This is a genomic window from Pseudonocardia sp. Ae717_Ps2 (assembly GCF_001932475.1).
Classification (GTDB): Bacteria; Actinomycetota; Actinomycetes; order Mycobacteriales; family Pseudonocardiaceae; genus Pseudonocardia.
The window spans coordinates 947,913-959,248 of record NZ_MCIS01000001.1 but is presented as its reverse complement, the minus strand read 5'-3'; the positions used below and the strand labels follow the sequence as shown (position 1 = coordinate 959,248).

Genomic DNA, 11,336 nt, shown 5'->3' with positions numbered 1-11,336 from the left:
CTGGCGACGACCGTGTCGGGGCGCAATCCTGGGCCGGTGGCGATCACCAAGACCCCGCGACGGGTCCGCGACCGGGTGGGCTCCTGGCTCCTGCAGGACGCGCACCGGCCCGAACGGCACGGGCCGCACACCCGGCCCGAGCCGGAGCACCCGCGCCATCCCTGGTGGAAAGTCATGTGCCTGACCGGCGTCGACTACTTCTCGACGCTGGGCTACCAACCGGGGATCGCGGCGCTCGCCGCCGGCGTGCTCTCCCCCGTCGCCACCCTGGTCCTGGTCGCGGTGACGCTGCTCGGCGCACTGCCGGTCTACCGCCGCGTCGCCCGGGAGAGCCCGCACGGCGAGGGCTCCATCGCGATGCTGGAGCGGCTGCTGCCCGGGTGGCGCGGCAAGGTGTTCGTCCTGGTCCTGCTCGGGTTCGCGGCCACCGACTTCCTCATCACGATGACGCTGTCCGCGGCCGACGCCACCGCGCACCTGGTGCAGAACCCGCTGGCCCCCGCCGCGCTGCAGGGGCAGAACGTGCTGATCACGCTGCTGCTGCTCGCGCTGCTCGGCGGGGTGTTCCTCGCCGGGTTCTCCGAGGCCATCCGGATCGCGGTCGCGCTGGTCGCGGTCTACCTGGTGCTCAACGCCGTCGTCGTGGTCGACGGGCTGGTCCGGATCGTCACGGCGCCGCACGTCGTCGCGGACTGGTCGGCGCTGCTCGTGTCCCGCTACCCGGACCCGCTGCTGATGGTGGGGATCGCGCTGATCGTGTTCCCCAAGCTCGCGCTGGGCCTGTCCGGGTTCGAGACCGGGGTGTCGGTGATGCCGCTGGTCCGGGGCCGCGACGGTGACACCGAGGACCGCCCGGAGGGCCGGATCGCGGGCACCCGGCGGCTGCTCACCGTCGCCGCGCTGATCATGAGCACCTTCCTGGTGACCTCCAGCGTCGTGACCGTGCTGCTGATCCCCGAGGCGGACTTCGCCCCCGGCGGGCAGGCGAACGGCCGGGCGCTGGCGTTCCTCGCCCACCGCGACCTGGGGAACGTCGTCGGCACCGTCTACGACCTGTCCACGATCGCGATCCTGTGGTTCGCCGGGGCCTCGGCCATGGCGGGCCTGCTCAACCTGGTGCCCCGGTTCCTGCCCCGCTACGGCATGGCGCCGTCCTGGGCCAGGGCCGCGCGGCCGCTGGTCCTGGTGGTGCTGGTCGTCGCGTTCGGGGTGACCGTGCTGTTCGACGCCGACGTCGACGCCCAGGGCGGGGCCTACGCCACGGGCGTGCTGGTGCTGATGACCTCCGCGGCGGTCGCCGTCGCCTTGTCGGTGCGGCGCACCGGGAGCCGCCCGGCCGTCGTCGCGTTCGTGCTGATCGCGCTCGTGTTCGTCTACACGACGGTGGCGAACGTCGTCGAACGGCCGGAGGGGGTGAAGATCGCCGCCTGCTTCATCGCCGGGATCCTGGTGGTGTCGCTGCTGTCGCGCACCCTGCGCGCGTTCGAGCTGCGCGTCACCGACGTCACCCTCGACGACACCGCCCGCGGGTTCCTCGACGAGTGCTCCGGCTCCGGCCGGCCGCTGCGCCTGGTCGCGCACGAGCCTCGCCCCGGTGAGCGGGACAGCGTCGCCCGCGACGAGGAGTACCGGGAGAAGCTCGCCGAGGAGACCGAGGACCACCACATCCCCGACCCCGACCGGGTGGTGCTGGTCGAGGTCACCGTCACCGACCCGTCGGAGTTCGAGTCGGGCATCACCGTGCGCGGCGAGCGGCGCGGCCCCTACCGGGTGCTGACGACGTCGGCGCCCTCGGTCCCGAACGCGATCGCCGCGCTGCTGCTGCACCTGCGCGACGTCACCGGCACCGCCCCGCACGCCTACTTCGACTGGACCGAGGGCAACCCGGTGCGCCACTTCGGCCGGTACCTGTTCACCGGGGTCGGCGAGGTCGCGCCGATCACCCGGGAGATCCTGCGGAAGGCCGAGCCCGACGTGGCCCGGCGCCCCGTGGTGCACGTCGGTTAGGGCGGCCCGTGGTGGCCGGCGTGGGTCCCGCGGACGACGTCCTCGCGGATCTCGGTGGGGGCCCCGCGGTGATCTCCCCGGCATCCGGTTGACACCCACCGGCTCTGCGGGTTCGGTGGGACCGTGACCGGCTTCCTGCTGACCCGACGCCGTCACGTCGACAACCTCGTCGTCGTGAGCCAGGCCTGTCGCTGATCGCGTCACCGCAGGTCCGTTTCCTCCCTCTTTCCTCTCTTTCCGGCGCCGTCGTGCGCCCGTCTGCCGTGCCCGGCACACCCCCGAGGAGTCTCCCGTGTCCGATGCTCTCGACACCACGCCCAACACCCGGATCCAGGAGCCGCTGAAGTTCGCGTACTGGGTCCCGAACGTCTCCGGTGGGCTGGTCACCAGCACCATCGAACAGCGCACCGACTGGGGCTTCGAGTACAACAAGAAGCTGGCGCAGACCGCCGAGAACAACGGCTTCGAGTACGCGCTGTCCCAGATCCGCTACATGGCCAGCTACGGCGCCGACCACCAGCACGAGGCCACCGCGTTCTCCCTCGCGCTGGGGCTGGCCACCGAGCGGCTCACGGTGATCGCCGCCGTCCACCCCGGCCTGTGGGAGCCCTCGGTGCTGGCCAAGTGGGTCGCCACCGCCGACCACCTGACGAACGGCCGGCTCGCGGTCAACGTCGTCTCCGGCTGGCTGAAGGCCGAGTTCACCGCGATGGGCCAGCCGTGGCTCGAGCACGACGAGCGCTACCGCCGCAGCAACGAGTTCATCCGGGTGCTGCGCGAGATCTGGACCTCCGACGGTGGCGCCGAGTTCGCCGGCGACTTCTACCGGATCCGCGACTTCGACCTCAAGCCGCGCCCGCTCGATGTCCCGGGCCGTCCGCACCCGGAGATCTTCCAGGGTGGCAACTCCACCGCGGCCCGCTACAACGGCGGCACCGTGTCGGACTGGTACTTCTCCAACGGCAAGGACTACGACGGCTTCTCCGAGCAGGTCGAGGAGGTCCTCGGCCACGCGAAGACCGCCGAGCGTCTGCAGCCGGTCCGGTTCGGCCTCAACGGCTTCATGATCGCCCGCGACGACGAGAAGGAGGCCCGGGACACCCTGCGCGAGATCATCGAGAAGGCGAACCGGCCGGCCGTCGAGGGTTTCCGCGACGCCGTCCAGCAGGCCGGCAACTCCACCGGCGACAAGCGCGGCATGTGGGCCGACTCCTCCTTCGAGGACCTCGTCCAGTACAACGACGGTTTCCGGACCCAGCTCATCGGCACCCCGGAGCAGATCGCCGACCGCGCGATCGAGTACAAGCGGCGCGGCGCGAACCTGCTGCTGCTCGGCTTCCTGCACTTCCAGGAGGAGGTCGAGTACTTCGGCGCGAAGGTGCTCCCGATCATCCGGGAGAAGGAGGCCGAGCTCGCCGCCCGCGAGCCGCAGCTGACCGCCGTCTGACCGGCGGCGTCCGACCGACACCTGCCCGCACGGGCCCGGCGACCGTCGTCGCCGGGCCCGTGCGCGTCCCCGGGGACCGTCCTGACCGGACATCCCGCGCCGCGTCCCATTTCCGGGAACGTCTCGTTGACTTCCGCGGTGACCTACCCGAACACTGGGACCGTGCCGAACACCGAGCTCACCCGTCGACGCCACGTCGACCTCTCGCGTGTGACCTCCTCGCTCTGTCGCTGACCGGCGTCCCCGTCGCACCTCTCCGCGTGTGACGGCCGGCGGGCGTCCGTCCCGCCGGTGATCGCCCGGCACCGTTCCCGCAGCCGGGCCCCCTCCCCCGCGCACCGTCGTGGCGCGCCCGCACCCGGGCGCCCGTGGCGTGCCGTCGAGGTGCCCGGCTCCCTGCACGACGAGGAGTCACCCATGACCACCACCGAGATCCGTCCCGAGACCGTGACCGAGTCCTGGGACCCCGTACCCACCGACGCCGCGGGCTGGATCGCCCGCGCCGGCGAGGTCCGCGCCGTCCTGGCCCGCGACGCCGCCGCCCGCGAGCGCGCCGGCGCCACCCCGCACGCCGAGGTCGCCCTGCTGAAGGCCTCCGGCCTGGTCACCCTGCTCGGCCCGGTCGAGCACGGGGGCGGGGGCCAGGACTGGACCGTCGCCTACCGGGTGATCCGCGAGGTCGCGGCCGGCGACGGCTCGATCGGGCAGCTGCTCGGCTACCACCTGCTGTGGTTCTGGGCCGCGCGCCTGGTCGGCACGCCCGAGCAGATCGCGGCGGTCGAGGAGCAGGCGACCCGCGAACGCTGGTTCTTCGGCGGCGCGGTCAACCCCCGCGACGAGGACCTGACCATCCGCGACGAGGGCGACGAGCTCGTCTACGACGGCCGCAAGAGCTTCTCCACCGGCAGCCGGGTCTCCGACGTGACCGTGCTGGAGGGCGTCATCGAGAACACCGACACCCACGTGTTCGCCATCGTGCCGAGCGCCCAGGAGGGCATCGTCTACGGCGACGACTGGGACAACATCGGCCTGCGCCTGTCGGAGTCGGGAAGCGTCACGGTCTCGGGTGTGCGGGTGCCGTGGGCGTCGGCCGCCGGGTTCACCGACAAGGTGTTCGCCCCGCGCGTCTACAACACCTTCAACGTGCCGGTGATCCAGCTGGTGTTCGTCGCGTTCTACCTGGGGATCGCGCGCGGGGCCCTGGAGGCGGGCGCGGAGTACACCCGCACCCGGACTCGGCCGTGGCTCTACGGCGGCCACGAGCGGGCCGTCGACGAGCCCTACCAGCTCGACCTCTACGGCGACTACACGGCCAAGCTCTGGGCGGTGGAGGCGCTGGCCGACGCCGTCGCGGCCGAGCAGCAGCGGCTGCACGACGACGCCGACGCCGTGACCGCCGAGCAGCGCGGCTAGCACGAGGTGCGCGTCGCCGCGGTGAAGGCGCGGGCCACCGAGGTCGCGCTGGAGATCACCGGCGGGATCTTCGAGGGACTCGGCGCGCGGGCGACCCGGACCGAGCTCGGCTTCGACCGCTTCTGGCGCGACGTGCGCACCCACACCCTGCACGACCCGGTCGCCTACAAGCGGCGCGAGGTCGGGGCGTGGGTGCTGCGCGACGAGCTGCCCGAGCCGACCTGGTACACCTGATCCCGGGATCCCCCGGACACGACACCGCCCGCCCCGGTCGCACTGGGGCGGGCGGTGTCGTCGCGCGGCGGTGCCGCGGAGTCATCGGTGTCTGAGAGTCAGCGGGGCCGTGGAGTCGGCGGGGCCGTGGAGTCGGCGGGGCCGTCGGCGGGGCGCTCAGCCGACGGTCGTGCGATCGCCCTCTCCCGCGGGGGTGCGGTCGGTGCGGACCCGCGGGAGGAACCGCCCGGTCCGGGCGCGGTACTCGGCGTACTCGGGGCCGAGTGCACTGCCCAGGCCGGGCTCGTAGACCGCGCGGGCCTGGATCTGCACCGCGACCAGGATCAGCACCCCGGCGAGCACTCCGAGCAGGGTCGGGGCCATGAACAGCATCCCGGCGCACCCGACGATCAGGCCGGTCAGCGCGGGGTTGCGGACACGGCGGTAGATCCCGCCGGTGGCGAGCACCGGGCGTCGTGCGGCGTCCGGGTCCCCGGCCGCGGCCGCACCGGCCTCGGCGGCCGAGCGGCGCCACACCGTGCCGAGCTGCAGCATCGCGACCGCGACGACGGCGAACCCGAGCAGCAGCAGCCCCGCCCCGACGACGGCGACCGCCGGCCGGGCCAGCACCGAGATCGGCTGCAGCACGTCGAGGGCCACCAGCAGCGGCGCCCCGAAGCCGAGGACCGCGGCCAGCACGAACAGCGTGCGGGCCCACCAGGCCGGGCTGCCCGGGTTCCGGGCGACGTCGAGCCTGCGCTCCCCGCGGGCACGGTGCGCGCGACCGCGGAACCACAGCCCGACGCCCACGGCGAGCGCCCCCAACACCAGCGCGGCCCACCCGAGCCCGTGGTGCCCGGCGACGTCGAACACGCGGGCCCAGGCGTTCTCGCCCCACACCTGCGGGACGGCCTCGTACAGCAGCCAGGCGCCGAAGACGAAGAACATCACCGCGGCGCCGATCGAGATGGCCCGCTCCGGGAGCCGCTTGCCGAGCTGGCGCCCGACGACGATGGCCAGCGCGTCCGCGGCGACCATGCCGGCCGTGGATCCGGCCCAGATGCCGATCGACCCGGCGAGGGTGCCGTGCTGGGCGGCCAGGGTGATCGTCGCGAGCATCGTCTTGTCACCGAGCTCGGCGAGGAAGAACGCGACCGACGCGGCGACGACGGCGGACCCGCCGGCCCGCCTGGCCTTGGCCTCCTCGTCCTCGGAGAGGCTGTCACCGCGCAGCGTCCAGGCGCCGAACGCCAGGAAGGCGACCGCGGCGACCAGCGCGATCCAGCCGGTCGGGATCGACGCACCCAGGCCGTAGCCGACGGCGACCGACACGAGGTGGGTCACCGAGGTGGCGATCGTGATCCCGATCAGGACCGGGATCGCGTTGAAGCGCGTCGCGAACGTGAGGGCCATGAGCTGCGACTTGTCGCCCAGCTCGGCCACGAAGATGACGCCGAAGCTGACCGCGAACGCGATCAGGAATCCATCCATGTCCATCCCTCGATCTCGACCGGACCGAGGATGGGTGCCCTCGATCCGGTGTATCCGGATCGAAGGTCTCGCTCGCCTGGTGGTGGTCAGGCCGCTGCGCCCGGGTCGGCCGTCGCAGGACGAGGCGGACCAGTATGTCGAGCGCAGCGTTGGGAGCTACTCCCCTTCGCGTACGAGGAGACGGTACCTCATCGATCCAGAGCGGCTCGACACCTGATGCGCATCCGATGGTGTGACCGCCCTCTCAGCGCCGACCCCCTGCGATGGCTTAGCGTCGCGAACGAGTCGTGTCACCGGTGACCGAGGAGGACCCGTCATGCCCGAGGCCGTCGTCTGTGCCGCCGTCCGCACACCGATCGGGAAGCGGAAGGGTTCGCTGGCCGAGGTCCACCCGGTCGACCTGTCCGCCGCCGTGCTGACCGCCCTGGTCGAGCGGACCGGGATCGACCCCGCCGTCGTCGACGACGTCGTGTGGGGCTGCGTGAACCAGGTCGGCGACCAGGCCGCGCAGATCGGCCGCTACGCCCTGCTCGCCGCGGGCTGGCCGGAGTCGGTGCCCGGGGTGACGGTGAACCGGGCGTGCGGGTCGAGCCAGTCCTCGTTCGACTTCGCGGCCGGGATGGTGCTGGCCGGGCAGTACGACGTCGTCGTCGCCGGTGGGGTGGAATCCATGACCCGGGTCCCGCTGGGCGCGGGCCGCGACCTGGGGCGTCCTTACGGACCGCTGGTGCGCGAGCGCTACCGCGCCGACCTGGAGTCCGGGGAGTTCCCGAACGGCGACTTCAACCAGGGTGTCGGCGCCGAGCGGATCGCCCGGGACTGGACGCTGTCGCGGACCCGGCTCGACACCTACGCCGCCCGGTCCCACGAGCTCGCCGCCGCCGCGATCGACGCCGGCGCGTTCGACGACCAGCTCGTCGAGGTACCCGGGGCGCCCGGGTTCGCCGCCGACGAGGGCCTGCGCCGCGGGACCACCACCGACACCCTGGCCGCGCTGAAGCCGTCGTTCTCCGCGGACGGGGTGATCCACGCCGGGAACAGCTCGCAGATCTCCGACGGCGCGTCGGCGGTGCTGGTCACCACCCCGGAGAAGGCCCGCGAGCTCGGCCTGACCCCGATCGTCCGCTACCACTCCGGGGCCGTGTCCGGCGCCGACCCGCTGCGGATGCTGACCGGCCCCATCCCGGCGACGCAGAAGGTGCTGAAGCGCTCCGGGCTGTCGATCGGTGACATCGGCGCGTGCGAGGTCAACGAGGCGTTCGCGCCGGTCCCGCTGGCCTGGCAGGCCGAACTGGGCGCCGACGACGCCGTGCTCAACCCGCTCGGCGGGGCGATCGCCGTCGGGCACCCGCTGGGCGCCTCGGGCACCGTGCTGCTCACCCGCCTGGTGCACCACATGCGCGACCGCGGGATCCGCTACGGGCTGCAGACCATGTGCGAGGGCGGCGGAACCGCCAACGCGACGATCGTGGAGCTGGTCGCCTAGACCGTCCAGGTTCCGCCCCGTGCTGTGGGTGGGGGTCCTCGGCGGGGCCGCGCTCGCCGCGCCGGGGCCGGGTCCTCACCGTGGGACGGCGCCCTCTCCTGACCAGGGCGTCCCGACCGACCGACGGGGCCGCGACGGGCACTCTCACCCGATGCCCGAGCGATTCCCAGCACGGTCACAGGGTCGTCTCAGGGTCGCGGCGCACAGTTGCACCATGACCGAGAACGGGCCGGGAACGGGCGAGCCGTCCGACGGACGGACCTCCACCGCAGGCGGCGCCACCGACCCCGTCCGGCCCGCACCGCGTCACGAGGGGGCGGCCCCCGCCCACCCGACCGGCGACGACGGCACCCGCGCACAGGAGGCGACCACCGTGACCGACACCGACCACCGGCAGCAGGGCGGCAGCCAGGGGCCCCAGACCCCGCCGCCGTGGGCGACGACGAGCAACCCCACGATCCCGGCGTACGGCGCGGGGAGCCCGCCCACCTCGGTCTACCCGCCGTTCCCCCAGCAGGGGCCGGCACCGAAGCCGCCGCGCCGGTTCGGCGCCGGCCTGGCCGCCGTCGCGCTGACGGCCGCCCTGGTCGGCGGCGCGGCCGGGGTCGGCGGTGCCTACCTCGTGCTCGACGGCCCCTCCTCGCAGGCCACGCTGACCAGCGCCTCCGCACCCGGCACCCCGGCCACCCCCGCCGACGGCTCGATCGCCGGCGCCGCGGCCGCGATCACCCCGAGCACGGTGGACATCCAGGTCCGCACCGCGCAGGGTCTCGCGGAGGGCTCCGGGGTCATCCTGACCTCCGACGGCCAGATCCTCACCAACAACCACGTGGTGGCGAACGCCGCCGACGGCGGCCGGATCACCGTGTCCACCTCCGACGGCAGGCAGTACACCGCGACCGTCGTCGGCACCTCCCCCAGCTACGACCTCGCCGTCATCAAGCTGCAGGGCGCCCGGGACCTCAAGCCCGCCACCCTCGGGGAGTCCTCGAGCGTGCAGGTCGGCGAGCAGGTCGTCGCGAACGGCTCCCCGCAGGGCCTGTCCGGCACCGTCACCGCGGGCATCGTCTCCGCGCTGAACCGGACCGTCACCGCGGGCGGCGACGGCCAGCCCCTGGTCGTCTACAACGGCCTGCAGACCGACGCCCCGATCAACGAGGGCAACTCCGGCGGCCCGCTGGTCAACCTGGCCGGGCAGGTCGTCGGCATCAACTCCGCGATCGCCACCGCCGGCCAGAGCTCCGGCTCGATCGGACTGGGCTTCGCGATCCCGGTCGACACGGCCAAGCGGGTCGCCCAGGAACTGATGGACTCCGGCGTCGCGACCAAGCCGCAGCTCGGTGTGCAGGGCGCGGTGTCGGCCTCCCGCAGCGCCCCGAGCGAGACCGCGGGCGCACAGATCGCGGCGGTGGAGCCGAACTCGCCCGCGGCGACCGCGGGGATCAAGGCGGGCGACGTGGTCACCAAGGTCAACGAGTACCCGGTGTCGAGCTTCGCGGACCTGATCGCCCGGGTCGGCAACTTCGCCCCCGGCCAGCAGGTCACGCTGACCGTCGGCAGCGGCTCCGGTGCCCGCGAGGTGCCGGTGACCCTGGGCAGCGTGAAGGACACCGCCGCCGCGACCGCCCAGAACGGGGCGCGGACCGTGCCGCAGGACGGCTCCTCCGGCGAGCTGCCGTTCGGCATCAACCCCTTCGGCGACGGCAACTGATGCGATCTCCCCGGGGCGACGCCACGCCCCGGGCACCCACTCCGGCCGGGCGCGACACCCCCCTCCCCTCGCGCCCGGCCGGTTCCCTGTGCGCCGGTGGGCCGTCCGGTCTCAGCCGACCCGGTGGCGGGCCCGCAGCCGGGACCGCACCCGTCCGGCCAGCGCCGTGACCCCGGCGACGACGGCCACCAGCCCGACCGCGAGCAGCGCCGCCACCACCGGGGAGTCGGTGAGGTTGCCGGTCAGCACCCCGAGCACGCCGTAGAGCAGCGTCCACAGCACCGCACCGGCCGCGACGGCGGGCACCAGCTTCGCCCAGGTCATCCCCGACACCGCGGCCGCGATCAGGGTCGGCACCCGCCCCGCCGGGGCGACCCGTCCGACCAGCACGACCAGCCAGCCGCGCTCGGCGAACGCGCCGCGCATGCGTTCGATCCGGGCCGCGGTGCGCGCACCACCGAGCCGCCCGCCCGCGACCGCGGCACGGACCGGGTCACCGGCCAGCCGCGCGACGGCGAAGGTGACGAGGTCACCCAGCAGGGCCGCGGCGAAGGCCAGCAGCAGCACCACCGGCAGCGACAGCGCGGAACTCGTCATCGCCGTCGCGGCGGCGGCACCGACGATCGCGCCGGTCGGCACCACCGGCAGCACCGATCCGAGCAGCACTCCGCCGGCGACGACGAGGTAGGCGATCCGCCCGGCGTCCGGACTGACCTCGGCCTCGAGCCAGTCCTGCGCCGGTGCGGCCAGCAGCTGCAGCGCGCTCACGCCGGCGTCCCGACGGCGGCACCGGGCGGGAGCACCAGGGTGCGGGTGGGCAGCCCGGCCGCGGCGACGGCGTCGGCGAAGTCGTGCGGCGGGCGCACGAGCAGCTCCCGCATCCGGGACCCGGTCCGCCCCGGGACCGAGCACAGCCCGGCCACGGCGAGGGTCCCCCAGTGCACCGGCAGCGCGACGGCCGGTGCGAGCCGCCGGACGGCCTCGGCGGCGCCGGCCGGGTCGAGGTGCCCCGGCCCCAGGTTCGGGCCCCAGCCCCACACCGGCAGCGCGGCGAGGTCGATCGGACCCTGGGCGGCGACGTCGTCGAGCCCGGGGAACAGCCCGGTGTCCCCCGCGACGTAGACGCGCAGCCCGTCGCCCTCCAGCAGGTGGCCCATCGCGTCGGCCTGCGGGCCGTGGGTGAACCGTGGCCCCCACCGGTGCCCGGAGTGGTCGGCCGGGGTGCCGGTGACGCGCAGCCCGTCGACGACGCGGGTCTGCCCGACGGCGAGCTCGGAGACCCGGGCGACGCCGCGGCGGCGGAGCCAGTCGCCCGCCCCCGTGGGCACCACGACCTCGACCGACCGCGGCAGCCGGCGCAACGAGGCCAGGTGCAGGTGGTCGGCGTGCAGGTGGGAGATCAGGACCAGGTCGACCCCCGCGGGCCCCGCCGGGTCGACGGCCGGCGCGGTACGGCGCAACGGTCCGACCGAGTTCGCCAGCACCGGGTCGGTGAGGACGGTGCGGCCACCGATCCGCAGTCGCAGGGTGCTGTGGCCGAGGAAGGTCGTCTCCGGCAGGTCCACACC

General features: G+C 74.0%; 8 protein-coding genes and 1 pseudogene. 6 read left to right on the top strand and 3 right to left on the bottom strand.

From position 1 onward, the window contains the following. Positions 1-36: 36 nt before the first annotated feature. The 4 genes and pseudogenes from Ae717Ps2_RS04700 (at position 37) to Ae717Ps2_RS04690 (ending at position 5,101) form a co-directional block, all read left to right on the top strand. Positions 37-2,007: an amino acid transporter gene (locus Ae717Ps2_RS04700; RefSeq protein ID WP_233147443.1), complete on the top strand. Its 1,971-nt coding sequence runs from the start codon at positions 37-39 to the stop codon at positions 2,005-2,007. Positions 2,008-2,335: 328 nt separating this feature from the next. Beyond that, positions 2,336-3,454 carry a dimethylsulfone monooxygenase SfnG gene (sfnG, locus tag Ae717Ps2_RS04695; RefSeq protein WP_043276063.1) on the top strand — a complete coding sequence of 373 codons (1,119 nt, stop codon included), beginning with the start codon at positions 2,336-2,338 and terminating at the stop codon, positions 3,452-3,454. A 138-nt stretch (positions 3,455-3,592) separates the two neighbouring features. Further along, positions 3,593-3,688 carry a putative leader peptide gene (locus Ae717Ps2_RS40225; protein ID WP_369804811.1) on the top strand — a complete coding sequence of 32 codons (96 nt, stop codon included), beginning with the start codon at positions 3,593-3,595 and terminating at the stop codon, positions 3,686-3,688. A 183-nt stretch (positions 3,689-3,871) separates the two neighbouring features. Beyond that, positions 3,872-5,101, top strand: a pseudogene (locus Ae717Ps2_RS04690) (acyl-CoA dehydrogenase family protein). 156 nt (positions 5,102-5,257) lie between these two features. Here Ae717Ps2_RS04690 and Ae717Ps2_RS04685 read toward each other — a convergent pair. Further along, positions 5,258-6,571, bottom strand: a complete 1,314-nt coding sequence (locus Ae717Ps2_RS04685; protein WP_075312242.1) for a TMEM165/GDT1 family protein — start codon at positions 6,569-6,571, stop codon at positions 5,258-5,260. A gap of 316 nt (positions 6,572-6,887) precedes the next feature. Here Ae717Ps2_RS04685 and Ae717Ps2_RS04675 point away from each other — a divergent pair, with 316 nt between their 5' ends. Both Ae717Ps2_RS04675 and Ae717Ps2_RS04670 read left to right on the top strand, forming a co-directional pair. Continuing rightward, the gene (locus Ae717Ps2_RS04675; protein ID WP_075333070.1) at positions 6,888-8,057 is read left to right on the top strand and encodes a thiolase family protein; all 1,170 of its coding nucleotides are present in this window, start codon (positions 6,888-6,890) and stop codon (positions 8,055-8,057) included. Positions 8,058-8,271: 214 nt separating this feature from the next. Then, positions 8,272-9,768: a S1C family serine protease gene (locus Ae717Ps2_RS04670; protein ID WP_075307874.1), complete on the top strand. Its 1,497-nt coding sequence runs from the start codon at positions 8,272-8,274 to the stop codon at positions 9,766-9,768. 111 nt (positions 9,769-9,879) lie between these two features. Here Ae717Ps2_RS04670 and Ae717Ps2_RS04665 read toward each other — a convergent pair whose 3' ends face one another. Next, positions 9,880-10,536, bottom strand: coding sequence for a DedA family protein (locus Ae717Ps2_RS04665; protein WP_233147442.1), 657 nt, complete (start codon positions 10,534-10,536; stop codon positions 9,880-9,882). Continuing rightward, positions 10,533-11,333 (bottom strand): MBL fold metallo-hydrolase, encoded by an 801-nt coding sequence (locus tag Ae717Ps2_RS04660; protein WP_075307876.1) that lies wholly within the window; start codon positions 11,331-11,333, stop codon positions 10,533-10,535. The genes Ae717Ps2_RS04665 and Ae717Ps2_RS04660 overlap by 4 nt, the downstream gene beginning before the upstream one ends. Positions 11,334-11,336 lie beyond the last annotated feature (3 nt).